This is a genomic window from Bacillus cereus group sp. MS39 (assembly GCF_040448665.1).
GTDB classification, from domain to species: domain Bacteria; phylum Bacillota; class Bacilli; order Bacillales; family Bacillaceae_G; genus Bacillus_A; species Bacillus_A wiedmannii.
Genome location: NZ_CP123058.1, coordinates 461,835 through 488,055, shown reverse-complemented (window position 1 = coordinate 488,055; position 26,221 = coordinate 461,835). Strand labels below are relative to the sequence as shown.

Below are 26,221 nucleotides of genomic sequence, written 5' to 3'. Positions count from 1 at the left end.
AGATAACCTCGTTTTTAGGAACCTTTAACATTACTTATCTTCGTTTAAGCCCTTTTCTAACGCTTTCCACGCTAATGTTGCACATTTAATACGTGCAGGGAACTTGCATACGCCTTGTAATGCTTCAATATCTCCTAAATCAATGCTGTCATCGTACTCTTTTCCTAGCATCATGTCAGAGAAAATTTTAGAAAGCTGAAGTGCCTCTTCAATTTTCTTACCTTTTACTGCTTGTGTCATCATCGAAGCTGAAGACATTGAGATAGAACACCCTTCTCCTTCAAACTTCGCTTCTTGTACAATACCTTCTTCTACTTTCATCGTAAGTTGAATACGATCGCCGCAAGTTGGATTGTTCAAGTTAACAGTAACACTATCTTCTAACACGCCATTGTTACGAGGATTCTTATAATGATCCATAATAACTTGACGGTATAACGTATCTAAATTATTAAATGACATTTGTGAAATACTCCTTTGTCTTGATTAGTGATTCAACAAATGTATCAATTTCTTCTTTTGTATTATATAAATAGAAGCTCGCACGTGCTGTAGAAGAAGCTTTCAGCCACTTCATAAGCGGTTGTGCACAGTGGTGTCCTGCGCGAACCGCAATGCCTTCTACATCTAATACAGTTGCTACATCATGAGGATGTACGTCTTCAATATTAAATGTAACAAGACCAGCGCGATGCTTTGGACCATAAATTGTAACGCCATCTACTTCTGATAGTCTTTCTAAAGCATATTGCGCTAATTCATGTTCATGCTTTTCAATATTATGAAGACCGATTTCTTCTAGGAAATCAATTGCCGCACCAAGTCCGATTGCATTACCGATAATCGGTGTACCTGCTTCAAACTTCCACGGAAGCTCTTTCCAAGTAGATTCTTGTAAATCTACGAAATCAATCATTTCACCGCCAAATTCAATTGGCTCCATATTGTTCAGCAATTCTTTTTTACCATATAATACGCCGATACCTGTAGGTCCGCACATCTTATGAGCAGATAATGCGTAGAAATCACAGTTTAAATCTTGTACATCCACTTTCATATGAGGTGCACTTTGTGCTCCATCAACGATCATGATTGCACCGTTTTCATGTGCGATTGCTCCGATTTCTTTTACAGGGTTAATCGTTCCAAGTACGTTTGATACTTGCATAATAGAAACGATTTTTGTATTCGGTGTAACTGTTTGACGAACATCTTCTAAAGAAATTGTACCGTCTGGTTGAAGCGGAAGGTATTTTAAAGTTGCACCAGTTTTCTTCGCAACTTGTTGCCACGGAATGATGTTACTATGATGTTCCATGTAAGAAATAACGATTTCATCGCCTTCTTTTACATTTTCAAGACCATAGCTAGCCGCTACTGTATTTAATGCAGTTGTCGTTCCGCGCGTGAAAATAATCTCTTCCATTGATTTCGCGTTAATAAACTTGCGAACTTTCTCGCGTGCACCTTCATACGCGTCGGTAGCTTTCGTACCGAGCGTATGAACACCGCGATGCACGTTAGAATTATATTCTTTATAGTAACGTTCTAACGTTTCAATGACTTGAATTGGTTTTTGAGAAGTTGCTGCACTATCGAAATATACAAGTTGTTTGCCGTTCACTTTTTGATCAAGAATTGGAAACTGTTTGCGTATTTCATGAATATTCATTAGCGAACTTTCCTTTCAATTACCTCAACAAGCTGTGCCTTTACTCCTTCAATTGGAAGCTCATTTACTACAGGTGCTAAGAATCCATGGATGACTAAACGTTCTGCTTCGCGTTTTGGAATACCACGGCTCATCAAGTAGTATAATTGGTACGGATCTACGCGGCCTACTGAAGCTGCGTGACCTGCCATTACATCATCTTCGTCGATTAAAAGAATTGGGTTTGCATCACCGCGAGCTTTTTCATCTAACATAAGAACGCGAGAAGATTGTTGTGCATTTGATTTAGATGCACCGTGTTCAATCTTACCAATTCCGTTAAAGATAGATGTTGCACTATCTTTTTGTACACCGTGTTTTAAAATCCAACCTTCAGAGTGTTTACCGAAGTGAACAACTTTAGTTGTAAAGTTTTGTGTTTGGTTACCGCGACCAATTGTTACTGTTTTTGTATCAGCATATGATCCGTCGCCCATTAAATTCGTAACGTTCTCTGAAATTGTGTTTCCGTCATTCATAAGGCCTAGAGCCCAATCAATACGGCCGTCGCGTCCAACAACACCGCGGCGGTTAACGTAAGTTGTTACGTCTTTTGCTAATAGATCAACCGCACCAAATTTCACTTGTGCGCCTTGTTCCACGATTACTTCTGCTATGATATTTGCAATACCTTTAGCATTTTCATTTGCAACGTAGTTTTCTACATAAGTTGCAGTACTGTTCGCATCTGCTACGAATAATACGTGGTTATATACGTTAGCTTCTTCGCCGTCTACTAAGAATACAGCTTGAAGTGGAGTTTCAAGAACAACGTTTTTCGGAACATATACAAATGCACCGCCGTTGATTAATGCAGCATGAAGTGCAGTTAAACGATGCTCGTCTACCTTCACGCCGTCTTTCATTAAATACTTTTGTAATAGTTCAGCATGCTCTGTTGCAGCTGTTACGATGTCTGTAAAAATAACACCTTTTTCTTTTGCTTCGTCTGCTAAAGAAACGAATGCAGTTGTACCAGTACGTTGTACTAATACGCTGTTATTTTCATCGATTAAGTTTTTCACTGCTTCTGGAAGCTCTGTTAAAGAACTTACAGGCTCTTGCTTAGCAGCGTCGCCTTTTCCGATAAAGTCCCATTTTTCAATTTTCGTTTTATCAGGCGTTGGCATTGGAAGTTCAGTTGCTTGTGCAAGAGCTTGTAAGCGGAACTCAGTCAACCAAGCAGCTTCGTTTACTTCGCTTGCGCGCTGACGGATTGTTTCTTGATCGAAAGGTAATGTACCGATTGTCATGTTTATGCTCCTCTCTTACGCTTCTTGCTCTGCTGTTTCGTCTTCAATACCTAATTCTTTTTTAATCCAGTCGTAACCTTCAGCTTCTAGACGTTGTGCAAGCTCAGGGCCACCAGATTTAACGATACGACCGTTCATCATAACGTGAACGAAGTCTGGAGTGATGTAGTTTAATAAACGTTGGTAATGCGTAATCATTAGGCAACCGAACTCTTCGCCGCGCATTTGGTTAATACCTTTAGATACAACTTTTAATGCATCGATATCAAGACCTGAGTCGATTTCATCTAAGATTGCGATTTTTGGCTCAATCATCATTAATTGAAGAATTTCGTTACGTTTTTTCTCTCCACCAGAGAAACCTTCGTTTAAGTAACGTTGTGCCATTTCTGGATCCATTTCTAGGAATTCCATGTTTTTATCTAAAGTACGGATAAATTTCATAAGAGAAATTTCATCGCCTTCTTCACGACGTGCGTTAATTGCAGAACGTAAGAAGTCAGCGTTTGTTACTCCGCTAATTTCACTTGGATATTGCATTGCTAGAAATAGACCTGCTTGTGCGCGCTCATCTACTTCCATTTCTAATACATCTTCACCGTCGATGATGATGCTACCTTCTGTTACTTCATATTTTGGGTGACCCATAATTGCAGAAGATAAAGTTGATTTACCTGTTCCGTTAGGTCCCATAATTGCGTGGATTTCTCCACCTTTTACTTCAAGGTTTACACCTTTTAAAATTTCTTTACCGTCGATTGATACGTGTAAGTCTTTAACCGTTAATGTAGAACCAGCCATCTCAATACCTCCATTAATCCTCTATATACATTTTAAAAATTACTAAAACGTTCATATTCTCATTTTATTCTCATTCTAATTTTATATCAAATAAAATGATATCGCAAACGACGAAAAAAAGTAACAATTTTTTCACAAATGTATATAAGTATTTCCCTTGCATCTTTATATGATACACCTTTCTTCTTATTTATATAAAGAAAAAAGGACTGGTAATTTTCCAGTCCTTCCCTTATATTTATTCACTTACTGGCAGTACAGCACCTTTATATTCTTTATTAATAAAGTCTTGAATTTCTTTTGAATGCAGTACTTCTACTAATTCTTTAATTTCTTTTTTCTTCTCGTCACCTTTGCGAACTGCAATAATATTTGCATAAGGAGAATCTGATCCTTCAATCGCAATTGCATCCTTTGTTGGATTTAATTTTGCGTCAATTGCGTAGTTTGAATTAATGAATAAAGCATCACCTTCATTATTTTCATATAGCTTCGGTGAAAGTCCCGGTTCTACATCTGTTTTAAACTTTAAGTTTTTCGGATTTTCTACAACATCTTTTACTGTTGCTTTAACAACATCTACACCGTCTTTTAATTTAATAACGCCGCCTTTTTGTAACAATGCGAGCATACGGCCACGCTCCGCTACGTTATTACTCATAATAACTGTTCCGCCATCTGGCAATTCTTTTAAACTTTTATACTTCTTAGAATAAATGCCCATTGGCTCTAAATGGATTTTTCCTGCGTTTACAATTTTATATCCCTTTTCTTGAATTTCTTTATCTAAGTAAGGAATGTGTTGGAAGTAGTTCGCATCAATTTCCTTATCCGCTAACGCTTTATTCGGCAAAACATAATCCTGGAACTTTTTAATCTCTAATTTAATGCCCTTTTTCTCTAGTATCGGCTGTGCCTTTTCTAAAATAACAGCATGCGGCACGTTAGAAGCTCCCACAACAAGCTTATTCTCTTCTTTCCCTCCGCAAGCAGCTAATGTAAATACAGACAGCGCTGTAACAACTGACAATAGAATCTTTTTCATATGATGTCCCCTTCTCCCCTATAGTTATGTAGTTATAAAAAAGGCTGGCATACACCAGCTCTTTTCAGCAATTATTCTTTTACAGGAACAACCGCTCCTTTATATTCTTTATTAATAAAGTCTTCGATTTCTTTAGAATGCAATACTTCTACAAGCTCTTTAATCCCTTTTTTATCTTTATCACCTTTACGAACCACTAATACGTTTGCGTATGGAGAATCATCACCTTCAATTGCAATTGCATCTTTTTCTGGATTTAATTTTGCATCAATTGCATAGTTCGAGTTAATTAAAACAGCGTCGCCTTCTTTATTGTTATACACTTGTGGTAACAAACCAGGCTCGATATCCGTTTTGAACTTTAAGTTTTTCGGATTATCTGCAATATCTTTTGGAGTTGCACTAACTGGATCTACTCCGTCTTTAATTTTTAAAATGCCTTCTTTTTGTAAAATTGCTAAACCACGTCCATGGTCAGTAACGGAATTACTCATAATAATTGTCGCCCCGTCTGGAAGTTCTTTTAAGCTCTTATATTTTTGAGAATATACACCAATTGGTTCCAAGTGAATTTTCCCCGCTATTTCAAAATCATATTTTTTATCTTTCATTTCTTTTTCTAAATACGGAATATGCTGGAAGTAGTTTGCATCTAAATCCTTATCCGCTAACGATTTATTTGGTAACACGTAATCTTGGAACTTTTTCACTTCTAATTCAATTCCTTTTTTCTCAAGTAACGGTTTTGCCTTTTCTAAAATTTCAGCGTGCGGCACGTTAGAAGCCCCCACAACTAGTTTCTTTTCATCTTTATCTTTCCCGCCACAAGCAGCTAACCCAAAAATAGAAGTTGAAATAAGTGCTGTAAGTAATAATTTTTTCATTTGAAACATCCTCCTGTTTTTTTATTATCGTTTATCTATTCGAGTCGTTACACTATCACCAATCCACTGAATGAAAAATACCACTAGTAATACACAAATTGTCGCAACGATTGTTACATCGTTATTTCCTCGCTGGAATCCTTCTAAATAAGCAAGTGTTCCAAGGCCACCAGCACCAACAACCCCCGCCATTGCTGTATAGCCTACTAAAGCGATTGTTGTAACCGTAATACCAGATACTAATGCTGGTAACGATTCTGGAATTAATACTTTCAAAATAATAGTGCTTGTTTTTGCTCCCATTGCTTTTGAAGCTTCAATTACACCTTTATCAATTTCGCGAAGTGCAATTTCAACCATTCTCGCGTAAAACGGCGCCGCTCCAATAATTAAAGCTGGCAGTGCTGCACTCGCTCCAAGAATTGTTCCAAGCAGAATCTTTGTGAATGGGATTAATAAAATGATTAAAATGATGAACGGTATCGAGCGGAAAATGTTTACGAACGCTCCAATCGCCGTGTTAACCGATTTGTTTTCCCATAAATTATCTTTCGCTGTCATAAAGAGTAACAATCCTAAAATTAGTCCTAAAACAAATGTGGCAAGAGCTGCGATTGCCGTCATATATAACGTTTCACCAGTTGCTTCTAACATTTGATTCCAATCAATATTTGTGAGTAACTTATCCATGTGCAATCACCTCCAGCTCTACTTGATCTTGATGTATTCCCTCTATTGCTTGCTGAATCGCTGTTTCCTCACCATTTAAATGAACAACTAAACTACCGTAAGAGCCGTTATTTGTTTGGGCGATGTTTCCTTGCAAAATGCTAACTTCTATATCACTGCGTTGCATTAATCTTTGAAGTACTGGTCTTTCTACAGCTTCACCGATAAACTGCAAACGAACTACTTTACCATCTGGATACTTTTCAATTAAACTTTCAATCGTTTCATTTGTATCTTCAGAATCCGTTAACTGCTGTACAAATCGCTTTGTAATGTCTTTCTGCGGATTGCGGAATACATCAAGTACTGGACCCGTTTCTACAATCTTCCCTTTCTCCATTACCGCCACTCGATTACAAATCTTTCGAATCACGTGCATCTCGTGTGTAATGAGTACAATTGTTAAACCGAGACGCTTATTAATATCTAATAATAAATCTAAAATTTGATCTGTCGTTTCTGGATCAAGAGCTGATGTCGCTTCATCACATAAAAGCACTTGTGGATTGTTAGCTAATGCTCTTGCAATACCAACGCGTTGCTTTTGTCCTCCGCTCAGCTGAGATGGATACGCGTCTCCTCTTCCTTCTAATCCAACAAGATGAATTAACTCATCCACTCGTTTTCTTCTCTTCGCCTTATCAACACCTGCAATTTCAAGTGGGAACTCGATATTTTCGCGTACAGTTCGTGACCAAAGTAAGTTGAAGTGCTGAAAAATCATTCCGATTTCTTGCCTTGCCTTACGAAGTTCACTCCCTGTAATTGCTGAAATCACACGATTTGCAATTGTAATTTGGCCAGAAGTTGGTTTCTCTAACTGATTGAATAATCTGATTAAAGAACTTTTCCCAGCGCCACTATATCCGATCACACCAAATATTTCACCTTTGTCTATTTTTAAATTGGCATTATCTACAGCAGTGACATCACCGCTTTTTGCTTTATATATTTTCTTTACATTTTCTAACAAGATCATGATGTTCACCCCTTTTTTTGTTTAAAAAGCGCAAGCGGCTCGTTTAGAACAAGAGGACGCCCGAATCCCTGACGTAGAGGCGCTTTTTGCCTCATAGGAAGGGATGAAACGACCGACTGTTCTAGCCACTGAAGCTAGATTTTTGGTCGACTCCGCAATTTTTTATTTTTAATGCGTGTAGTCCACCGTTATCATTACTTTTATTATTTGAATGTCCTCCACATTCAAACAATAAAAAAACCTTTCCGCTTTAGAGAAGCAGAAAGGTTTATATGCGTATATAACAACATTATCCCTCTCTCTCATCTCTCAAAGCATTTGCTTTGCAGGAATTGGCACCATTTCAACATAAGTTGACGGTTGCCGGGCTTCACAGGGCACAGTCCCTCCACCTCTCTTGATAAGAGAAATCAGATTACATTTTCGTCTGATTTGTAATTTATGAAATTGTCTATATTTTATGAATTGAATTGTATCAATATCCACACACCATGTCAACAGAAATTTTCGCAAAAAATGAAACTTCAGAATTTTAAGCGCCTACTGACATCGGTTTACATATATGGAACATCGATTCAACTAGTAGCATCGTTCGATACGTTCCCGAATATTGTACACGTCCATCGTTCATTAGCATTTGCAATCGTACATTTCCGTTCACCAATTGTTTTACATCTTCCTCATCTACACAAACGATTTGCTCTGTTCCTCTTTCCTCATGTAGCAGCTCTATATAATCTCTTGAAATTTGTAACGAACAACTTTCATCTCCAAAGCGGAAATTAACAGTTTTTTCTCCTTGTCTTAAAAGCGGCTCTAAATGATATTGACCATTAGCGTAATTTACAAATGATTGCAGCAAAGAATATAATTTCACCCTAAATCACATCCTTCATATCACTTTCTATTACACATACCATTCCCTCTCACTAAAGAACAATCCTGTTACTTTCGCTCGACAAATACTGTAACCACCCTGCGCCTCGACATATTTCCCGAGAAATATGTCGAGGCGGCAAAAACTTTGCCGCCTACTTTAATTCCGTATATAAATATTCAACCGAATGAAATGCATATATCTTCTTCATGAGTGTCCCATTTTCAAAAACAAGTAAACACGGTACACTTTCGATTCCATACTCTTTCGCTAAATGCGGAGCATAATTTAAATCTAACATTCCAATTTTCAAGTCTTCAATTGTCATCTCAACGACTGTTAACATCTTTTTTGCTAATTGGCATGTTCCACACATTGGAGTATATACATATAACACTGTTTTTTCTTCATTCTCTATTAGGGCTGTTGCTTCGGCTCCTGTCCAGTCAATCACTTCTATCATTCCTTACCGTAAATATTCTGTATAGACGTCAATGTCAGCTCCCCATAATACATTTGCTAAGTGTGAAGATGGCGCAGTTGCCACTTCTCGGTACGAGCGATCAATATAAATATGCTCTGCTTGCGGAAATTCTTTTCGAAATTGCTTCCTTAACTTTTCTCCAGCATCATCAGCATCCACTAGTACATACACTTCCTTATCAAAAAACTGATCAATGAGCTCATCCATTTTCGATAAACCAATTGTACCATTTGTACAAACAATTTCCACCGGTTCACGAATAATAGATTCAATCTTTCTTCTATCTGATTTACCTTCTACAATAATGACTTTTTCTACATAAATCATATGTCATCACCCGATCACCATATACTATACAACCTTTAACTTAGTATATAGTATATTCGTTATTTTCATGTTGTTTCCTGTTTATTTTTGCAAAAGAAAAGCGCAAGCGGCTCGTTCAGATTGTGAAGCCCCATGAAACCTTACCGAAAAACATTCATTCCCATAATAGCTTATTCATTTGCACTCGATTTTAAATGTATTATGTAACACAAAATAAAAAAGGACAGCACAAAGGCTGTCCTTTAGTCGACTATAATTAGTCTTGGTTTGTCATTTCTGCATATTTTTCTGCAGTTAATAACTTCTCAACTTGGCTTGCATCAGAAAGTTCAACTTTAACCATCCATGCACCCTCGTATGGAGATTCGTTAACAAGTTCTGGTTGGTCACTTAATTCTTCGTTTACTGCTACAACTTTACCACTTACAGGTGCGTATAACTCAGAAACTGTTTTAACAGATTCTACGCTTCCGAATGGCTCGTCAGCTTCGATTGTTGCACCTACTTCAGGAAGTTCAACGAATACGATATCGCCTAGCTCACCTTGTGCAAAGTGAGTAATACCGATAACAACTTCATTACCTTCAGTTTTTACCCATTCGTGTTCTTCAGAGTAACGTAAATTATTTGGAATGCTCATGACTGTACCTCCAGTGAATGTATTAATTATGTAAAAATACCTTATTGGTACTTTTTCCACACACTTTCAAACTGCTCTTCGTTAAAACCAAGTGTTACATTCGTTCCATTTGTTACGATTGGACGTTTAATCAACATGCCATCAGATGCTAAAAGTTCGTACATTTCGTCTTCACTTGCATCCTTTAACTTATCTTTCAGACCAAGTTCGCGGTAACGCATTCCACTTGTATTAAAGAATTTTTTTAATGGTAATTCACTTTTTTCATGTAAATTACGTAAATCTTCTTTTGATGGTGGATTTTCAACAATATGAATCATCTCATATGCTACATCGTTTGCCTCAAACCATTTCTTTGCTTTTTGACATGTGCCACACTTTGGATATGAATAAAATGTTACTGTCATAAATTCACCTACTTTTTTACTAACCTTTACCTTTATCATATAGAAAACGTTTTATTATTTCAAACGATTATTCGCTAAACTTTTACTTATTTCGTGATAATTTTTAATAATCCTGCAATTTTTTCTTATTTTTCCGCCATTTGTTAAGAAAAAATAAATATATAATTTTTTTAGATTTTTCTCTCATTCTGTTTCAAACATATATGTTAAACAAACGTTTGATTAACTCCCTATTTTTCTTTGTTCACTCTTTTAGCTACATCGGTTTCTTCCTACCGAACATATATCTTAAACAAACGTTTGATTAACTCCCTATTTTTCTCTGTTCACCCTTGAGCTACATCGGTTTCTTCCTACCGAACATACATCTTAAACAAACGTTTATTTAACCGTTTCAGCCTATAGTCACAAAACCTGGAAACACTTTAAATGACAAAAGCTTACAGATAAAAGGAACTAACGATTTTGACCGTAGTAGTGAGCCCATAAAAAAGTTATTAAGCCTATCATCAATAAAGCAAAAGTAACTGCTCCTGAGAATATGAAATTCAAATTACTGACTGAAATATAAAAAGAAGTGCCCTTGCTTAGAGACAGGGTACTTCTTTTTTATCATCAACCTAAAGGTAAACGTATCCTTCATTAAAGTAAAAATGTATAGTTCTCTACTTTTTCGTAATTTATTCAAAATCTTTGCGGAACCGCCACTAGCTCATTTACATCATTATCGTTAGCTGAGGTTAATTATATTTTTCTACGTACTACATAAAAAGCTAAGGAACCCATAATAATAGGTGCAACTAAACTAGAAGCATATGCACTAGTAATAGTAAAAAGAGAGAGTATAAATATATAGATAAGAGATAGTCCAATAAATACAGGAATTCCAACTCGAAACTTCCTACATTGTTTTATGTTCCTGTATAACACTTCTCCAATTAGGCAAGCTACAAGATCTAATACACTACCAAATATGATGAGAATTACAATAAATCCAACTATGTTAGGTAAACCATTCTCGTTAGAATAACTAGGATCAGAAATATACGGTATTAAGAACCATATGATAATAAAAGTAAGCAGACTTGCAGCATAACTAATTAAAAATTTCCTCAACGTAATCATCCCCATAATTTTCTAATATTATCTTCATCTTCATTGTATGACATAATGCCCTATTATTGATAGCAAGACTACCATCCACGAAATTGCTAATTGCATGAAATAAAAAAGACGCATTTAAATTGATGCGTCTTTTGGCGATGTTTCTTTTGTGAAATCATATAAAGCAATCGCGCCTAAAATAACCAATATACCTTCAGGAGCATCTAACAAAATAGTTCTCCAAGTTTCTGATATTATCCATTTAATACCTGCTGATTCAAGATATGCTTGAAAATAACCGATTGTAAAATCAATTACAAATAAACATACAAGTAATGTTAGACCAAACCGAATTAATTTCTTGTTTTTAAACATGTAACACCTCTCAAAATTCATTGGATATTTCTGTTTTCAGTTCTCAATATACAAAAACCCTTATATTCAATTTTAACATACAAAATATCCAAATAAATACAATATGCATATTTCGTGAATATTAAGGAAGTACTGTTAATAAAAAAGCCCTACAATTGTAGGACAAAATGGCTTTAGCAACCCCAACAAATAATCGCATAAATAACGAAATTATTTGAACCACTGTATAGTCAATCCCAGCCCTTGAAATACGGGGAAATCCCTGTTCCTGGCTACTAACCCTAATGAATAACCCACCGCATAACACTACAACGGATGGATACTATTGAGCTCATAATTAAGAAATTACTACAAAGAAAAGCCATGAATAAACATGACTTTCATAGCATAATCACTTCTATATTCAATAGAAATTAAAGTGAATTATATTTCTTTACTTTTAAAGGAATAGATATTACATATAAATCTATAGCATAAGTAATAATCAAAATCCCTTTTCCTTCATCAGCAAATTTTGCTTGCAGAAACTTTTCTGAAACTTTCCTTTTTCCCCATCTCTTTGGAAAATATCCGAATCCTAAGAACATAATAATAGCCCGATACTCATTAACTTAACTACTTTTCTTTTTTCCATGATATTTCAAATTCTCCACCATGTTCTTCTGTTATAATTTTAACTTTATATGTATCATCTTTAGACACTTTAATATTATTTTTATTGTTTCCACTAGTAACTTCCAATATTGTATTATCATTTGAATCTAAAACATAAGCCTTTATGGTTCCTTGTTTAGTTTTATCAGTAAAAGAAAAGATCCAATTCTCCCCTTTTTTAACTTTCCTATCTTGAGTTGCATATCCAGTAAATTTCCTATAGTCCCCAGATATACTACCAGATACGCTATCTGAAGAACCATGAACCTTACCACCAACAATCGTTCCTTCTCTTGTAAAACAACCACTAAGAACTACCAAACATAGAACAAATAATAATGTATTTTTAATAGTTTTCAACATCATTCCCCCTTATCCTCTTATTTACATTTTTTCTTTCATAAAGAAAAATGGACCTATGACCAAGTAAATAACATGATGAATGTTGACAATCCCCTTGTTAGAGTATCATATAAAAAATAAAAAGGAGTAATAAGCAATGAATATTAAAATAGTGGATATATCAGACAAATTATTAGATGGATATAAAGTTTTAGTTCAAGTAGATAGCAATCAATTTATCGCTGAGTGGGATGGCGATAAACCAGAAAAACACGAAAACTATAATGTAGAAATACATATAGATAATGAATTTATATGGAATACAAATATAACTTTTTCAGATAAAAATGCAAATGCAATAATTCAGAATAGTAAAGGCTTTAAAGTAATTGCTAAGCTAGATTATAACAGTGAGGATAGCTTAGCAACACTAAATATCTACGATAGTATAATACTAATTGATGTAGAAGGAATCGAGCAAGATATAGCAAATGAATGGGTAGAAATGCAGTGCACTTCAATTAAGATATTTAATACTAATTTTTAACAGAAACCCATTATATAACTATGGCATAGTCGTTATGATGTAGTGAGATATAGAAAGAGTAAACGAGTATATAAATAAACATGTTTATATGCATATGAATATCCTACGGCAATTCCTGCTCAAGCAGACGCCACTAACCATACCGTAGCCACTCATAACCGCAAGTCCAATCTCAACAGGAACGATTATTGGCCATAATAAAGCTAAAACTGCTTGCATACCTGCCTACAAACCAATACTAATCGCAAAGGGAGATGTGGAACTAACATTATCACCCCTTGATAAAACGAACTAATACTGGATGCACTTCATTAAAACTTTATAATAAAATCCGCAATAGCTGATATAAAATTATAAATCAGTATCATTACATCTCGCATACGTTGTAAAGCTTGCTTGAACTTCTCAATCATATTTTTATCTGTGCTTCTGCATAAAAAATAAGAAGCCTCTTATACAGGCTCCTTCATCATCTATTCAAATAATCTGCGATGGTTTGAAATACGACAATATACATATTATGAATACTTTCTTCTGTATTTCCGCCATTAGATAAACCAACTGCCCATTGTTGTCCTTCACCACTTCCGATATTTGCAAACCCTTGCGTATACATAGCATTTACATCTTTTCTTGCACTGTTATACTCTATCCCTTTTGTAGTAAAAATTGAATATGATTTATCTTGTAAACCGATAAAAAACACTGGTTTCTTTAGCGATGAAAATACATTTTTATATTGATCTGTTGAGGCTTCTTGAAAGTGATCTTTCATTATTAAAAAACCATCCACTTCCTTAGATTTCTTTTCCAGTTCCTCTAACTTCATTTCCTCAAACTTTATATTCCTAAACGTATCTTTCGGCTTTTCTCCAATGACTCCAATTACGAGTGCTCTTCCGTTATATTCTAATTTCTCTCCTTCTTTATCCTTTGCACACCCAGCACCGACTAGGCATATCAATATAAAAAATAAGAAATACGATAAACGCTTCATTTAGCACCCTCCCCTTCTTTTCAGTCAAGTGACAAAAACGTAAGGCGAATTCAAGAAAATGTAAGTAAAATCGATAGCTCAAATTACGTTTCTATATTATAATCAATTGAATTTACTTACATTACTAAACATAGGAGATTATCATGAAGAAATTTAAACTTTCATCTTTTCTTCCGTTAAGTTATATACTTCTACTCGTACTCGTAAGTCCCCTTTACGATGTATTAAATAAATCGGCTGTTCACGCAGTAGATGTCACAACTGTAGTAGATGATTGGATTCCATTTGTGAAAGCATTTATTATTCCTTATTTACTTTGGTTTCCTTACTTATACGGCGCACTTATTTATTACTGCTTTGCAGATCGAAAGCAATATTATGCCACTTTAAGTAGTGTTATTCTTGGAAAACTGGCTTGTTTTTCTATTTATTATTTTTGGCAGACAACTGTACCACGTCCAACAGTCGTTGGATCAGACGTATTTTCCGAACTAGTCCGCTATATTTATAGTATCGATCAACCGGTAAACTGTTTCCCTAGCATTCACGTTCTTACTACCTTTGTGATTATGCTAGCTGCCTTTAAACGTAGAGAACAACATGCTTTTGAATATTACATTCTTACCTTCTTCGGTACGCTTATTATTTTATCCACGCTATTTACGAAGCAACACGCATTTGTAGACGCCATTTCTGGAATGACGCTTGCAAGCATACTTTACTTCGGCGTTCAGCTTTTATTAGCAAAAGAAACTGTACGTGTTCCAGTAAAACAAAATCACAAAATGTAAAAAGCAGACTGTGGCTTCCAGTCTGCTTTTCTATATATAAAAGGAGATTTTCAATTTAAGATTGCGGTACAGTCATATCACCAGAGTGAATACGCCCTGCTTTTTTAAGGGCAATGTAAAGTATATAAGAAACAGCTACTGGAATGATGATATAAGTGATTACCATCGCTGGGACAACTTCCCATCCTTCGCTAGAAATTAAATTAATTGGTGCGATAAGAGAACTTAATCCAAGACCTGCAATTTCTTTTCCTGCTTCTAGTTGGAAAATTAATGCGGATACTGGACCAACTATAGCACTGGCGACGACAGTTGGGACGAGAATCATTGGATTTTTAGTGATATTTGGCAACTGTACTTTCGGAGTACAAAGCGCTTGAGCTAATATGCCGCCTAAATTATTTTCTTTCGCTGAGATTACAGAGAATCCGATAAACTGAGCAACGCAGCCTGCAAGAGCAGCACCACCTGCAACACCGTCTAAGCTAAGTGCGATTGCTAACGCAGCTGATGAAGCTGGAGAGATAAGTAATAGTCCCCAAACGACTGCAATGACGATAGAAGCGATAAACGGGCTACCAGCTGAGCTATCTTTAATAAACGCTCCAACTGTATTTAACACAGGAGTAATATTATGAGACAACCAAATACCAACTAAACCAGAACCTAATATGGCCGCAAATGGAACGAGCATCATATCTAACGCAGTTTTTCCACTTAAACGTTTACCAATATATACAGCTAAAGTCGCTGTTAATAATGCACCGATTGGCTCACCTGTTTTAATAATTAGACCTGCTTCAGTAATTGAAATGGATCCGGCACCAATCGCTCCAGCTACCATAGCTGAGAAGATTACAAGACCATTTGCACCGAGCATAAAGGCAATTCCGGCACCAATGGCTGGTGCCATAAGTGATTTTGCAACAACTCCGATTGTAATAAGCAATGGAATATCAACAATTCTTCCTATATTTTCGATTAGTAAACCAATTCCAAGGGATACGAAAATACCTTGTGCAATTCCAGCTGATGCTTTAAATACACGGGACATTATATATTCCTTCATTTGTTTCACCTTCTCCTATAAGTTAGTAACCAATTGTTTTCATATAATCACGTAAAATATCGTTTGATTTTGCGAATCGAGATTCTTCATCCTCTGTTAAGTTTAGTTCTACAACTTCTTTCATACCATCTCTAGTAATAATAGCTGGCACTCCTGTACAAATATCATACTCACCGTACTCACCATCTAAAATAGCTGATACAGCAATTACACGGTGATCATCGTTAAAGATTGAACTCGCAATATATGCTAGAGAATTTCCGATTCCGTAATAAGTAGTGCCTTTTCGTTTATAAATTTCCCATCCTGCTTTTGCAGTCTTCTCAACAATTTCATCTAAGTCTATTTCACCAAATTGGTCTTTTTTCTCTTCTAAAATTTGCAGAATTGGCTTTCCACCAACAGTTACGTGAGACCAAGCAACCATTTGAGAATCACCATGTTCTCCTAGAGAATACCCATGAATACTACGAGGATCTACATGTAACATTTCAGATAAAATTGTTCTTAAGCGAGAAGAATCTAGTGATGTACCAGTACCGATCACACGATTTCTAGGTAATCCAGATAATTTCCACACCTGATAAGTAATAATATCAACTGGGTTCGATGCAAGTAAGAAAATACCATCAAATCCACTTTCCATTACGCCGCCAACAATGCTTTCCATAATCTTCGCACTCGCTCCTAAAGTATCTAAGCGACTTTGCCCTGGTTTTGGTGCTGGTCCTGCTGTAATAATAACGATGTCCATATCTTTGCAGTCTTCATAGTTTCCTGCATATACTTTTGTTCTTGTATTTGTAAAGTTAATGCAGTGTGATAAATCCATTGCTTCCCCAACTGCACGTTCATGATTTATATCAATTAATAATAGTTCTTCGCAAATGCCTTGATTTACAATGGAATATGCACAACTTGATCCAACTAATCCAGTACCGATAATTGCAATTTTTCTTGTATTTCTTTTCATAGCAATCTCTCCTAATTGATCATATAATCTATTTCTTTTGTTCTTTACACTCCTAATTATAGAGATTCCCACGATAGAAACCATGGATACTTTGTGAAATGTTGAGCAAACTTTTGTCCTTTTTGTGAATTGTTATATTCCATTTTCGTCATATTTGTTACAACTGGAAAAATATTTATTATATATTTATTGACATGCCCAAAACAAAAAAAACGAGCGACTTCATTCGCTCGTTTCTTCATCCCATTATTCCGCACTTAATTGGCCTTTTAATTGCTGTACAATCATTGGATTCGCAGGTGCTGCTGGCTTGTAATAACTCTTTTGCTTTGCGTATTCATACATATTACGTTGACGCATCTCATCTTGATTACGAATTTGGATTAACGTTTGATGTAACTGTTCATTATCAGACTGAGCAATATAATTTGCATAACTTGTTAAACTTGCATTTAACCCTGCTAAATAATCATTTACCATATCTTTTTCATTCATTTTCCGCTTCCTCCTATCCTAGGAAAGTCATTAATTGCTGTTTCGTATTTCGTGCATCTTGCGCATCCTTTTGTAACATTTGTTTCAGTTGTGGATCTGTACAAGCCTGTGCATACTGGTCTAACTTGTTAATAATGGTTGCGTGTCCACCAATCAAATGACGTAAGTTTTCTACTTCAAGCTCTGTTAAGTTTTGCATATAACATACCCGCCTTTCTTTGTTCATTCATCATTAGTATTTGGTTCTTTTTGGATTGTATTCATCAACTTTTCCCACATATAAACAAAATAAAAGATGAATAGCTAGGCCATTCATCTTTTATGCTAAATATTCATTCAATTTTATAAAGAAACAATCATACTTATACTCACAAGTAGGTTCCATACAATATGTAAAATGATGCTAGGTACAATAGATTGTGTTTTCTTATATAACATAGCAAATACAATCCCCATAATCATTGCCGTAACCGGAAAACCACCATGAAGAATCCCAAAGATAAAGGAAGAAATAATGATACCAACTAGAAAACTATATTTCTTTTCAAAAAATCGATACAAAATACCTCTATATAAAATTTCTTCTTTAATTGGTGTAATTATAGCAACACTTAACACATATATAATACTTTGTAGACTATTTTGAAGTCCTAAGCTCCCTAATTGATCTCGTTGCTGCTCTGCACTTTCAAAGCTAAACAACTCTAACATTACATACTGAGTTAATGCAATGATGATAAAACCTATTAATAAATACAAGTAGGTTTTCCCATTTTTTAAAACAGATACATCCCATATGTTCTTAATAAAATGAAGCACTGGTTTATAAGCAAATAAAACAATAGTAACAACAGCTGCATCAAATAGAAGTAAATAATATCCCTCTAAATGAGCACGTAATACCTCTTCTCCAAAAATTCCAAGGGCTAAAGCAAGGAATAATCCCCCTAAGAGTGAGAACCCTAGAATGCTTGCAATCGTTACAACTAGATTTTTATATGTTATGTTATCTACTTCTCTTTCTGCATTATACGCGTCTAATACTGTTTTTCTCATACTATTCCTCCATTTGTTTTCATTACCTTAATAAAAACCCTTTAATACAAATATATAGATAATATAACAAAATTTTCAAAAAGAATAATATGCAATTTTACATATTATGAAAACTTTATATTCTATAGTTTTAGGAATCAGATTGCTATACAATAATTATTATATGAAATTTCAAAAAACAATTTCTATCCAGCATAACCCTCGCATCATATAAAACTTATTAGTTAAAGGAGCAATGAACATGAAAACACATGACTTCCTTACAGAAATCCAGAAGGGCTCTGAGCCTAGTCCATATCAAGATCCTATTGCATTTATTTTCGTTTGCCTTCCCTTAGCCATATACACATTTTTCAAACCAGCTAAATAATATCATTTAATGAGAAAGAGCCTACCATTCTTTTGGAATCATATGCACTAAAAAAACCTTAGACTCGCTTCTAAGGTTTTTAGTTGCCTCGCTTCTTATTCAATCTCTCATTACATGTAGTCCTTTAATAAACGTTTCCAATAATACATGTAAACTTGTATCTAAATCTAGCGGCAAACCAAATCCACCCTGCTGTTCAATCGACGCAAATCCATGACAAATACTTCTGAATCCACGTGTCGCATGAAGTGCATTCTCTCCTTCTAAGCCGTATTGTTGTAAAACATGAAGACAAAGCTTCACAATTCCGTCTCCTGCTTTTCTTACTTCTTCATCTCGTAAAAAGGTTGCTTCATACAATCCAGGATGTTTGCGTACGAATGCTACATACGCTTCTCCTAAAGCATGAATTGCCTCGTCCATACGTTTACCCCCGGCCGCTTCTTCCAGTCTGTTATGCAGCTGTTGTATTCCGTAAATACCAAGATTTTTGCGTACATCTTGTAACCCTTTCACATGATTATATAGCGAGGGCGAACGTATCCCTAACCTTTGCGCTAATGAAGCTAATGTTACTTCTTGTATTCCATTTGCATCTGCAATTTCTGCAGCTGTTTCTACAATTTTCGGTAATGTAAGTCCGATTCTTGGTGACATAAATTAACCTTCTTTCATACTTTCTATATTCCGCTTAGCTTCCTTAATGGCAAGCTCTATGATAGCGCCTGGATCATTTATCATTTTCCCATGCCCTGCCGCAAGCAAGGACGGCTCATATTCTCTTAGCTTCTCTGCACTTTGTAATGCGACTTCTTTACTCCACGTTGCCATCGCCGGAAACGGAAACCAAAATTTCATTTGTCCCGAAACAGCCATACCTCCTCTTGTTTGAAATGCATCCCCAACAATAAGAGCTTTATTTCGTATATCAAGAAACGACATGGATCCTGGCGTATGACCCGGTGTCATAATCGCAAGAAGCGATCCAACTCGGTCGCCATCTTCTAATAAAACATCAGGTGCCGTTTTCACCTTTTTAGGTACACCGCCTTTTATTGGCGTATTTGGTTCATCCTTTTGTAACGTCGTATCGCCTTCTAACACCTTTGCGTCCCGTTTAGAAATATAGACTGGAACATTAGGAAGTACTTCCTTTAATGCGTCTAGTGCACCGATGTGATCATCATGCGCATGTGTTAATACAATATTCGTAATTGGTTTCCCTATTTTCTCAGCCGCCTGTAAAATTCCTTTTGCGCTATATGGCAAAGCTGCATCAATTAAAGTTAAACCATCTTCTTCCTCCACAAAGTAACAATTCACAGGAAACACTCTTGGCAAAAATGACAATTGATATACCGTTTTTTCATGTATCACTCTCATATTTCCAGCTCCCTTTCCACAAAAACTAATACCATTAGTTTTATTATACTAACGGTATTAGTTTTTGTCACTGAAAATTACATTTTTTCACAAAAAAATAACAGTAGTCGTTTATACGACTACTGTTATTTAAAGGTATTAAACTGTATAACGCTCATCTTCTAAAATTTTCGCAGCGATTTCACGTTTCTTCGGAATTACGTTAAGTGGTGTGTGGCGAGTTAATTTACGTAATGATGATAACATCATGCGCAGCATGTCGCCGTTTTCAACTGCGATAAGTGTTTCTTTCGCATCTGCTTCGATTTCGTTAAATGCTTCTTGGCAGAATACTTCAGTGTATAACACTTTTTGTTTATTCTTTTCAAGGCCAGTTGTTTTGATTGCTTTTTCTGTACGAAGAACAGCTGATTCCATTGCGTATAGATTGCTTACGATGTCAGCGATATTCACAAGAATTTCTTGCTCTTTATCTAATGCTTTACCGTATTTTTGAGCAGCTAATCCAGCTACCATTAAGCCGATTTTCTTCGCATTAGTTACTAAATACTTTTGAAGTGCTAATGGCTCATCGCCTACTTCTTCTGGCATCATCATCATTAACTCTTCTTGTAATTTTTGTGCTTTTTGAAGAAGTGGTAATTCACCTTTCATCGCTTTACGTAAGAACGTACCTGGTACGATTAGGCGGTTAATTTCGTTCGTTCCTTCAAAAATACGGTTAATACGAGAATCACGGTACATTCTTTCAATCTCGTACTCTGCCATAAATCCGTAACCACCGTGAATTTGAACACCTTCATCTACTGTATAGTCTAATACTTCAGAACCGAATACTTTGTTTAAAGAGCACTCGATTGCATATTCAGCGATAGAAGCTGCTACTGCTTTACCGTCCTTTACTTCCTCTTCAGATAATGTGCTCATGCGGCTTTCGAATAAACCTACTGTACGGTATACAGAGCTTTCAGCTGCATATGTTTTCGCTGCCATATTCGCAAGTTTCTCTTGAATTAATGGGAAGCGAGCGATCGGTTGTTTGAACTGTTGACGTTGGTTTGCATATTGTGCTGAAATTTCTACTGCACGTTTCGCAGATCCAACTGTACCAACACCTAATTTATAACGGCCGATATTTAAAATGTTGAACGCGATAATATGACCTTTACCGATTTCGCCAAGTAAGTTTTCTTTCGGTACTAATGCATCTTCTAAAATTAACGTACGAGTTGAAGAACATTTAATACCCATTTTCTTTTCTTCTGGGCTTGTAGATACGCCAGCATATTCTTTCTCTACGATAAATGCTGAGAAGTGCTCTCCATCAATTTTTGCGTATACGATAAATACGTCAGCGAATGCAGAGTTTGTAATCCATTGTTTTTCACCATTTAATACGTAATGTGTACCTTCTGCATTTAAACGTGCAGTTGTTTTCGCACCTAATGCATCAGACCCTGAACCTGGCTCTGTTAATGCGTATGCCGCTAATTTTTCACCAGTTGCAAGTAATGGTAAATACTTTTTCTTTTGCTCTTCATTACCGAATAACACGATTGGTAATGATCCGATACCTACGTGAGCACCGTGAGTAATTGCAAAACCACCAGCGCGAGAGAATTTCTCTGCGATTAACGCTGAGCTTACTTTATCAAGGCCAATTCCACCGTACTCTTCTGGTACGTCAGCGCCTAATAAACCAAGTTCCCCAGCTTCTTTTAAAAGACGAACAGAACGATCAAACTCGTGTTGCTCTAAATATTCAAGCTCTGGAAGAACTTCATTTACGATAAAGTCCTCTGTCGTTTTTGCAATCATTTTATGCTCAGATGAAAAATCCTCTGGCGTAAACACTTGATCAATCGTAATCTCATCAACTAAAAAGCTACCGCCTTTAACCGCATTTCCTACTGTTTTTTCCATGAAAATTTCCTCCTTCATATTTTCATAAGCCGCTTCTTTCTTTTTGAAAGAAGCTGGCTCTCAATTTTATTTTTTATAAACCTTTGTTGCTTCCATTCTTTGCTTTAGTGTCCTCTCGTTCTGAGCAAGCCACTTCCACTTTTTATAATCCAGTTCCAGCGGCTAGAATGTTCGGTGGCTTCGCTGCTTCCTGCGAGGCAAAGAGCGCCTCTACGTCTGAAGCTCCATCCCCCTCTCATTCTGAACGAGCCGCTTACACTTTTTTATAGTAATTCAAACACTCCTGCTGCTCCCATTCCGCCGCCGATACACATTGTTACGATACCGAATTGTTGGTTGCGGCGTTTCATTTCGTGAATAAGAGATAGTGTTAGTTTTGCTCCTGTACAGCCAAGTGGATGTCCAAGTGCTATTGCACCGCCGTTTACGTTTACTTTTTCTTCATCTAAACCAAGCTCACGAATAACCTGGATTGATTGAGAAGCGAATGCTTCATTTAGTTCGAATAGGCCGATATCAGATAGCTCTAAACCAGCTAATTTTAACGCCTTTGGAATTGCAGCGATTGGACCGATTCCCATTACTTCTGGTGGTACGCCAGCTACTGCAAATGAACGGAATTTCGCAAGTGGTTTCATGCCATCACTCACTGCTTTTTCACGATCCATTAATAGTACAGATGCTGCACCGTCACTCATTTGTGAAGAGTTACCAGCTGTTACAGAACCGCGAACGTTAAATGCTGGACGTAATTTACCTAAAATGTCTAGCGACGTTTCCGCTCTTACACCTTCGTCTTGCGCGAAAATGATTGTTTCTTCTTGCAGTTTATTGTTTGATCCAACAGTACGTAACGTTACATCTACAGATACTGTTTCATCAGCAAAGTTCCCTGCAGCTAATGCTTTCGCAGCACGTTGATGACTTCTTACTGCAAATGCATCTTGTTCTTCACGAGAAATTCCATATTTCACAGCAACTTGCTCTGCTGTATGTCCCATACCCATATAATATTCTGGAGCTGCTTCAACAAGGCGACTATTTGGACGAACAACGTGTCCCATCATCGGAACTAAACTCATTGATTCCGCTCCGCCTGATAATACAGCTTCCGAGTGACCAAGCATAATGCGCTCCGCTCCGTAAGCAATACTTTGTAACCCTGAAGAACAGTAACGGTTAATTGTAATAGCTGGAACATCGTAAGAAAGTCCTGCTAGTCCGCCGATATTACGAGCCATATTTAACCCTTGCTCTGCTTCTGGCATCGCACAACCGAAAATTAAATCATCGATTGGTCCTTCATAATTCGCACGCTTTAATGTTTCCTTTACTACTAACGCCCCTAGATCGTCAGGACGAACTGTTTTTAATGAACCCCTCTTTGCTTTTCCAATTGGTGTTCTTGCTCCCGCAACAATGACAGCTTCTCTCATGAACGATATCTCCCCTCGTTATTAGTTACGTAATGGCTTTCCTTTTACAAGCATGTGCTGCATTCTTGCTTGTGATTTCATCTCACTTACTAAGCTAATAAATGCTTCACGTTCTACATCTAGTAAATACTGCTCATCAACTTCTGTTCCGTACGGCACTTTTCCGCCCGCGATGACATATGCAAGTTTCTTCGCAATGTGAAGATCATGTTCAGAAATGTAACCTGATAAATGCATTGCTTCTGCACCAAGTACAAGAGTTGCATATCCTGTTTCACCAACAACTGGTATCTTTTTACGGATCGGTGCTTTATAGCCAGCTTCATATAAAGAAAGTGCTTTTTGTTTCGCATCATATAGTAAGTGATCACCATTCACACTAATACCGTCTTTATCGCCTAAGAAGTTGTTCGATACAGCTTCTTGTGCTGATGTAGAAACTTTCGCCATCGCTACAGATTCGAATACTTTATTCGCAACTTTTTGCAGATCAAACTCTACACCGTTTGGCATTTTATTTAAGTGTTTAATGTATAGCTCTTTATTACCGCCTCCGCCAGGGATTAAGCCAACACCAACTTCTACTAAGCCCATATACGTTTCGCTAGAAGCTTGAATGCTCGCTGCTGGTAAGCAAACTTCTGTACCTCCACCAAGCGTCATACCATATGGTGCTGCTACAACTGGCTTAGAAGAGTATTTAATTTTCGTCATTGCATCTTGGAAGTTTTTAACAACTAACTCAATTTCAAAGTAGTTGTCATCTTGCGCTTCCATTAAGATCATTGCTAGGTTCGCACCAACGCAGAAGTTCTTCGATTGGTTACCGATAACAAGACCTTTATAATTCTTTTCTACTTCATCAACAGCGTAGTTAATCATTTGCGTAATATCCATACCGATTGCATTGCTCTTCGAATGGAATTCTAAGCAAAGGATACCGTCGCCTAAATCGATTAAGCTCGCTCCGCTATTTTTCTTTAATACGCCATTTTTCGCTTTTAATTGTTTAAGAGAAATTGCCTTTTTATTACGTTCGATTAGCTTATATTCGCCATTATCGTAATAGTAGCTATCTCCGTTATCATGTTTGTAGAAAGTAGTGAAACCTTTCTCTAACATTTCTTTCACCCAAGTCGGAACAACTACGCCGTTTTCTTCCATCTTTTGAACGGACTTTTCAACGCCGATTGCATCCCAAACTTCAAATGGTCCTTGCTCCCAGCCGAAGCCCCACTTCATCGCTTGGTCAATTGCAACGATATCGTCAGCAATTTCTTTATGAAGTTTTGCAGAGTATAAAAGAGTTGGTGTGATGATGTTCCATAACAACTCTCCTGCGCGGTCTTTCGCGTATACAAGCGCTTTCAATTTATTCGATAAACCTTTTTCTTGTTTACTTAACTCGATAGATGCAGCTTTTAATTTTTTGCGAGCTTCGTATTCCATCGTTTCAGGATTTAGTTCTAAAATTTCTTTTCCTTGTTTTAAGAAGAAGCCTTGACCTGTTTTGCTTCCAAGCCATTTTTTATCAAGCATGTCATGCATGAAAGCTGGTACTTTAAATACATCACGCTCTTCTTCTTGTACGTTTTCATATACGTTATTTGCAACGTGTACGAATGTATCTAAACCAACAACATCTAATGTACGGAACGTTGCGCTCTTCGGACGACCAATAAGTGGGCCTGTTACAGAATCAACTTCCCCAATGCTATAGCCGCGTTTTATCATCTCTTGAAGAGTTACTAATAAACCGTACGTACCGATGCGGTTTCCAATAAAGTTTGGTGTGTCTTTTGCGATAACAACGCCTTTTCCAAGAACGTCTTCGCCAAATAGTTTCATGAAGCTTAATACTTGTGGATCTGTTTCTTTCGTCGGTATTACCTCTAGAAGTTTTAAATATCGTGGTGGGTTAAAAAAGTGTGTGCCTAAGAAGTGCTTCTGGAAGTCGTCTGAACGACCTTCTGCCATTTTTTCAACTGAAATGCCTGACGTATTCGAGCTTACAATAGAACCCTTTTTACGAACAGCATCTACTTTTTCAAATAGTTTCTTTTTAATATCTAAGTTTTCAACTACTACTTCAATAATCCAATCTACATCAGCTAGACGCTCAAGATCATCTTCTAAGTTACCTGCTTCAATCAGTGCTAGATTTCCTTTCACTGTCAGAGGAGCTGGTTTTTGCTTTAATAGTTTTTGCACAGCCGTATTACTAAAACGATTTCTCACACTTTTATGTTCTAATGTAAGTCCCTTCGCTTCCTCTTCTTTTGTTAGCGCAGGTGGTACAATATCAAGCAATAATGTCGGAATACCAATATTAGCTAAGTGTGCCGCAATCCCTGAACCCATTACGCCTGAACCTAGAACAGCAGCCTTTTTAATTTGGAACATCCATTTCTCCCCCTATTCTTGAATGAATGCTCATTCAATTTTTCGACATAAGTCGCAATCAATGAGTGAGCCTCTACTAATAAATATATGATACAGTTTGAATTTTCGCAATATATTTATTGATAAAATTTTCTGAAATAAATATATTTCTTTCATTTGGCTATGC

General features: G+C 36.5%; 28 protein-coding genes, 2 pseudogenes and 1 riboswitch. Of the genes and pseudogenes, 2 read left to right on the top strand and 28 right to left on the bottom strand.

Translation table 11 applies throughout. From position 1 onward, the window contains the following. Nucleotides 1–30 precede the first annotated feature (30 nt). The 17 genes and pseudogenes from sufU to QEP67_RS02275 all read right to left on the bottom strand — a co-directional run bounded on the left by sufU (nucleotide 31) and on the right by QEP67_RS02275 (nucleotide 12,633). Nucleotides 31–462 carry a Fe-S cluster assembly sulfur transfer protein SufU gene (sufU, locus tag QEP67_RS02355; RefSeq protein ID WP_000009525.1) on the bottom strand — a complete coding sequence of 144 codons (432 nt, stop codon included), beginning with the start codon at nucleotides 460–462 and terminating at the stop codon, nucleotides 31–33. Beyond that, a complete protein-coding gene (sufS, locus tag QEP67_RS02350) occupies nucleotides 452–1,672 on the bottom strand; it encodes a cysteine desulfurase SufS (protein WP_001020765.1) in 1,221 nt (406 codons plus the stop codon). The genes sufU and sufS overlap by 11 nt, the downstream gene beginning before the upstream one ends. Further along, nucleotides 1,672–2,964, bottom strand: a complete 1,293-nt coding sequence (sufD, locus tag QEP67_RS02345; protein ID WP_048566622.1) for a Fe-S cluster assembly protein SufD — start codon at nucleotides 2,962–2,964, stop codon at nucleotides 1,672–1,674. The genes sufS and sufD overlap by 1 nt, the downstream gene beginning before the upstream one ends. A gap of 15 nt (nucleotides 2,965–2,979) precedes the next feature. Next, a complete protein-coding gene (gene sufC / locus QEP67_RS02340; protein WP_000929162.1) occupies nucleotides 2,980–3,765 on the bottom strand; it encodes a Fe-S cluster assembly ATPase SufC in 786 nt (261 codons plus the stop codon). Between the two features lie 238 nt (nucleotides 3,766–4,003). Next, nucleotides 4,004–4,810, bottom strand: a complete 807-nt coding sequence (metQ, locus tag QEP67_RS02335) for a methionine ABC transporter substrate-binding lipoprotein MetQ (RefSeq protein WP_000722406.1) — start codon at nucleotides 4,808–4,810, stop codon at nucleotides 4,004–4,006. A 71-nt stretch (nucleotides 4,811–4,881) separates the two neighbouring features. Continuing rightward, nucleotides 4,882–5,694, bottom strand: a complete 813-nt coding sequence (gene metQ, locus QEP67_RS02330; RefSeq protein ID WP_000735093.1) for a methionine ABC transporter substrate-binding lipoprotein MetQ — start codon at nucleotides 5,692–5,694, stop codon at nucleotides 4,882–4,884. A 24-nt stretch (nucleotides 5,695–5,718) separates the two neighbouring features. After that, nucleotides 5,719–6,384, bottom strand: coding sequence for a methionine ABC transporter permease (locus QEP67_RS02325; protein WP_000359548.1), 666 nt, complete (start codon nucleotides 6,382–6,384; stop codon nucleotides 5,719–5,721). Then, complete coding sequence (locus QEP67_RS02320; protein WP_000601756.1) at nucleotides 6,377–7,402, bottom strand: methionine ABC transporter ATP-binding protein; 1,026 nt, start codon at nucleotides 7,400–7,402, stop codon at nucleotides 6,377–6,379. Before QEP67_RS02320 ends, QEP67_RS02325 begins: the two co-directional genes overlap by 8 nt. 299 nt (nucleotides 7,403–7,701) lie before the next feature. Continuing rightward, nucleotides 7,702–7,809, bottom strand: a riboswitch (SAM riboswitch). 125 nt (nucleotides 7,810–7,934) lie between these two features. Next, a complete protein-coding gene (locus QEP67_RS02315) occupies nucleotides 7,935–8,279 on the bottom strand; it encodes a hypothetical protein (protein WP_000781217.1) in 345 nt (114 codons plus the stop codon). Between the two features lie 154 nt (nucleotides 8,280–8,433). After that, nucleotides 8,434–8,742, bottom strand: coding sequence for a thioredoxin family protein (locus tag QEP67_RS02310; protein ID WP_002008881.1), 309 nt, complete (start codon nucleotides 8,740–8,742; stop codon nucleotides 8,434–8,436). A gap of 3 nt (nucleotides 8,743–8,745) precedes the next feature. After that, complete coding sequence (locus tag QEP67_RS02305; RefSeq protein ID WP_000640866.1) at nucleotides 8,746–9,090, bottom strand: toprim domain-containing protein; 345 nt, start codon at nucleotides 9,088–9,090, stop codon at nucleotides 8,746–8,748. Nucleotides 9,091–9,346: 256 nt separating this feature from the next. After that, nucleotides 9,347–9,730: a glycine cleavage system protein GcvH gene (gene gcvH / locus QEP67_RS02300; protein ID WP_000026896.1), complete on the bottom strand. Its 384-nt coding sequence runs from the start codon at nucleotides 9,728–9,730 to the stop codon at nucleotides 9,347–9,349. A 41-nt stretch (nucleotides 9,731–9,771) separates the two neighbouring features. Further along, the gene (locus QEP67_RS02295; protein WP_000218969.1) at nucleotides 9,772–10,137 is read right to left on the bottom strand and encodes an arsenate reductase family protein; all 366 of its coding nucleotides are present in this window, start codon (nucleotides 10,135–10,137) and stop codon (nucleotides 9,772–9,774) included. A gap of 744 nt (nucleotides 10,138–10,881) precedes the next feature. Beyond that, nucleotides 10,882–11,253, bottom strand: a complete 372-nt coding sequence (locus QEP67_RS02290) for a hypothetical protein (RefSeq protein ID WP_001224770.1) — start codon at nucleotides 11,251–11,253, stop codon at nucleotides 10,882–10,884. Between the two features lie 123 nt (nucleotides 11,254–11,376). Continuing rightward, nucleotides 11,377–11,616, bottom strand: coding sequence for a DUF3937 family protein (locus QEP67_RS02285; RefSeq protein ID WP_000475827.1), 240 nt, complete (start codon nucleotides 11,614–11,616; stop codon nucleotides 11,377–11,379). A 121-nt stretch (nucleotides 11,617–11,737) separates the two neighbouring features. Next, nucleotides 11,738–11,938: pseudogene (locus QEP67_RS02280) on the bottom strand (quinol oxidase); the annotation flags it as partial. A 293-nt stretch (nucleotides 11,939–12,231) separates the two neighbouring features. Continuing rightward, complete coding sequence (locus tag QEP67_RS02275) at nucleotides 12,232–12,633, bottom strand: hypothetical protein (protein ID WP_000920744.1); 402 nt, start codon at nucleotides 12,631–12,633, stop codon at nucleotides 12,232–12,234. 136 nt (nucleotides 12,634–12,769) lie between these two features. Here QEP67_RS02275 and QEP67_RS02270 point away from each other — a divergent pair, with 136 nt between their 5' ends. Further along, a complete protein-coding gene (locus QEP67_RS02270) occupies nucleotides 12,770–13,159 on the top strand; it encodes a hypothetical protein (protein WP_001022082.1) in 390 nt (129 codons plus the stop codon). Nucleotides 13,160–13,628: 469 nt separating this feature from the next. Here the strand turns inward: QEP67_RS02270 and QEP67_RS02265 are convergent, their stop codons facing one another. Continuing rightward, nucleotides 13,629–14,156 carry a hypothetical protein gene (locus QEP67_RS02265; protein ID WP_000826870.1) on the bottom strand — a complete coding sequence of 176 codons (528 nt, stop codon included), beginning with the start codon at nucleotides 14,154–14,156 and terminating at the stop codon, nucleotides 13,629–13,631. Between the two features lie 143 nt (nucleotides 14,157–14,299). On the opposite strand from QEP67_RS02265, the gene QEP67_RS02260 reads away from it, so the two are divergent. Beyond that, on the top strand, nucleotides 14,300–14,947 hold the full coding sequence (locus tag QEP67_RS02260; RefSeq protein WP_000713746.1) for a phosphatase PAP2 family protein: 648 nt from the start codon (nucleotides 14,300–14,302) through the stop codon (nucleotides 14,945–14,947). A gap of 55 nt (nucleotides 14,948–15,002) precedes the next feature. On the opposite strand, the gene QEP67_RS02255 is transcribed toward QEP67_RS02260, so the two are convergent. From QEP67_RS02255 to QEP67_RS02210, 10 genes and pseudogenes are all read right to left on the bottom strand, one after another. After that, nucleotides 15,003–16,016 (bottom strand): PTS sugar transporter subunit IIC, encoded by a 1,014-nt coding sequence (locus QEP67_RS02255; RefSeq protein ID WP_000666176.1) that lies wholly within the window; start codon nucleotides 16,014–16,016, stop codon nucleotides 15,003–15,005. 22 nt (nucleotides 16,017–16,038) lie between these two features. Further along, nucleotides 16,039–17,231 (bottom strand): annotated as a pseudogene (locus QEP67_RS02250) (L-lactate dehydrogenase). Between the two features lie 4 nt (nucleotides 17,232–17,235). Beyond that, entirely contained in the window at nucleotides 17,236–17,484 is a 249-nt protein-coding gene (locus tag QEP67_RS02245) for a spore coat protein (RefSeq protein ID WP_001002985.1), read from the bottom strand. Between the two features lie 13 nt (nucleotides 17,485–17,497). Continuing rightward, the gene (locus tag QEP67_RS02240; protein WP_001180550.1) at nucleotides 17,498–17,683 is read right to left on the bottom strand and encodes a hypothetical protein; all 186 of its coding nucleotides are present in this window, start codon (nucleotides 17,681–17,683) and stop codon (nucleotides 17,498–17,500) included. Nucleotides 17,684–17,826: 143 nt separating this feature from the next. Continuing rightward, nucleotides 17,827–18,540, bottom strand: coding sequence for a CPBP family intramembrane glutamic endopeptidase (locus QEP67_RS02235; protein WP_001232989.1), 714 nt, complete (start codon nucleotides 18,538–18,540; stop codon nucleotides 17,827–17,829). A gap of 469 nt (nucleotides 18,541–19,009) precedes the next feature. Beyond that, nucleotides 19,010–19,567, bottom strand: a complete 558-nt coding sequence (locus tag QEP67_RS02230) for a TetR/AcrR family transcriptional regulator (protein ID WP_000074912.1) — start codon at nucleotides 19,565–19,567, stop codon at nucleotides 19,010–19,012. Between the two features lie 3 nt (nucleotides 19,568–19,570). Further along, on the bottom strand, nucleotides 19,571–20,293 hold the full coding sequence (locus QEP67_RS02225) for an MBL fold metallo-hydrolase (RefSeq protein ID WP_353706514.1): 723 nt from the start codon (nucleotides 20,291–20,293) through the stop codon (nucleotides 19,571–19,573). Between the two features lie 138 nt (nucleotides 20,294–20,431). Further along, nucleotides 20,432–22,234 carry an acyl-CoA dehydrogenase family protein gene (locus tag QEP67_RS02220; RefSeq protein ID WP_002008874.1) on the bottom strand — a complete coding sequence of 601 codons (1,803 nt, stop codon included), beginning with the start codon at nucleotides 22,232–22,234 and terminating at the stop codon, nucleotides 20,432–20,434. A gap of 245 nt (nucleotides 22,235–22,479) precedes the next feature. Continuing rightward, nucleotides 22,480–23,652 carry an acetyl-CoA C-acetyltransferase gene (locus QEP67_RS02215; protein ID WP_001206340.1) on the bottom strand — a complete coding sequence of 391 codons (1,173 nt, stop codon included), beginning with the start codon at nucleotides 23,650–23,652 and terminating at the stop codon, nucleotides 22,480–22,482. A 21-nt stretch (nucleotides 23,653–23,673) separates the two neighbouring features. Continuing rightward, nucleotides 23,674–26,055 (bottom strand): 3-hydroxyacyl-CoA dehydrogenase/enoyl-CoA hydratase family protein, encoded by a 2,382-nt coding sequence (locus tag QEP67_RS02210; protein ID WP_000486361.1) that lies wholly within the window; start codon nucleotides 26,053–26,055, stop codon nucleotides 23,674–23,676. Nucleotides 26,056–26,221: the final 166 nt, after the last annotated feature.

What these genes read in the sequence shown, in the direction of transcription:
- sufU (WP_000009525.1), bottom strand. Translation starts at nt 462, where the DNA reads ATGTCATTTAATAATTTAGATACGTTATACCGTCAAGTTATTATGGAT.
- sufS (WP_001020765.1), bottom strand. Translation starts at nt 1,672, where the DNA reads ATGAATATTCATGAAATACGCAAACAGTTTCCAATTCTTGATCAAAAA.
- sufD (WP_048566622.1), bottom strand. Translation starts at nt 2,964, where the DNA reads ATGACAATCGGTACATTACCTTTCGATCAAGAAACAATCCGTCAGCGC.
- sufC (WP_000929162.1), bottom strand. Translation starts at nt 3,765, where the DNA reads ATGGCTGGTTCTACATTAACGGTTAAAGACTTACACGTATCAATCGAC.
- metQ (WP_000722406.1), bottom strand. Translation starts at nt 4,810, where the DNA reads ATGAAAAAGATTCTATTGTCAGTTGTTACAGCGCTGTCTGTATTTACA.
- metQ (WP_000735093.1), bottom strand. Translation starts at nt 5,694, where the DNA reads ATGAAAAAATTATTACTTACAGCACTTATTTCAACTTCTATTTTTGGG.
- QEP67_RS02325 (WP_000359548.1), bottom strand. Translation starts at nt 6,384, where the DNA reads ATGGATAAGTTACTCACAAATATTGATTGGAATCAAATGTTAGAAGCA.
- QEP67_RS02320 (WP_000601756.1), bottom strand. Translation starts at nt 7,402, where the DNA reads ATGATCTTGTTAGAAAATGTAAAGAAAATATATAAAGCAAAAAGCGGT.
- QEP67_RS02310 (WP_002008881.1), bottom strand. Translation starts at nt 8,742, where the DNA reads ATGATAGAAGTGATTGACTGGACAGGAGCCGAAGCAACAGCCCTAATA.
- QEP67_RS02305 (WP_000640866.1), bottom strand. Translation starts at nt 9,090, where the DNA reads ATGATTTATGTAGAAAAAGTCATTATTGTAGAAGGTAAATCAGATAGA.
- gcvH (WP_000026896.1), bottom strand. Translation starts at nt 9,730, where the DNA reads ATGAGCATTCCAAATAATTTACGTTACTCTGAAGAACACGAATGGGTA.
- QEP67_RS02295 (WP_000218969.1), bottom strand. Translation starts at nt 10,137, where the DNA reads ATGACAGTAACATTTTATTCATATCCAAAGTGTGGCACATGTCAAAAA.
- QEP67_RS02285 (WP_000475827.1), bottom strand. Translation starts at nt 11,616, where the DNA reads ATGTTTAAAAACAAGAAATTAATTCGGTTTGGTCTAACATTACTTGTA.
- QEP67_RS02275 (WP_000920744.1), bottom strand. Translation starts at nt 12,633, where the DNA reads ATGTTGAAAACTATTAAAAATACATTATTATTTGTTCTATGTTTGGTA.
- QEP67_RS02270 (WP_001022082.1), top strand. Translation starts at nt 12,770, where the DNA reads ATGAATATTAAAATAGTGGATATATCAGACAAATTATTAGATGGATAT.
- QEP67_RS02265 (WP_000826870.1), bottom strand. Translation starts at nt 14,156, where the DNA reads ATGAAGCGTTTATCGTATTTCTTATTTTTTATATTGATATGCCTAGTC.
- QEP67_RS02260 (WP_000713746.1), top strand. Translation starts at nt 14,300, where the DNA reads ATGAAGAAATTTAAACTTTCATCTTTTCTTCCGTTAAGTTATATACTT.
- QEP67_RS02255 (WP_000666176.1), bottom strand. Translation starts at nt 16,016, where the DNA reads ATGAAGGAATATATAATGTCCCGTGTATTTAAAGCATCAGCTGGAATT.
- QEP67_RS02245 (WP_001002985.1), bottom strand. Translation starts at nt 17,484, where the DNA reads ATGAATGAAAAAGATATGGTAAATGATTATTTAGCAGGGTTAAATGCA.
- QEP67_RS02240 (WP_001180550.1), bottom strand. Translation starts at nt 17,683, where the DNA reads ATGCAAAACTTAACAGAGCTTGAAGTAGAAAACTTACGTCATTTGATT.
- QEP67_RS02235 (WP_001232989.1), bottom strand. Translation starts at nt 18,540, where the DNA reads ATGAGAAAAACAGTATTAGACGCGTATAATGCAGAAAGAGAAGTAGAT.
- QEP67_RS02230 (WP_000074912.1), bottom strand. Translation starts at nt 19,567, where the DNA reads ATGTCACCAAGAATCGGACTTACATTACCGAAAATTGTAGAAACAGCT.
- QEP67_RS02225 (WP_353706514.1), bottom strand. Translation starts at nt 20,293, where the DNA reads ATGAGAGTGATACATGAAAAAACGGTATATCAATTGTCATTTTTGCCA.
- QEP67_RS02220 (WP_002008874.1), bottom strand. Translation starts at nt 22,234, where the DNA reads ATGAAGGAGGAAATTTTCATGGAAAAAACAGTAGGAAATGCGGTTAAA.
- QEP67_RS02215 (WP_001206340.1), bottom strand. Translation starts at nt 23,652, where the DNA reads ATGAGAGAAGCTGTCATTGTTGCGGGAGCAAGAACACCAATTGGAAAA.
- QEP67_RS02210 (WP_000486361.1), bottom strand. Translation starts at nt 26,055, where the DNA reads ATGTTCCAAATTAAAAAGGCTGCTGTTCTAGGTTCAGGCGTAATGGGT.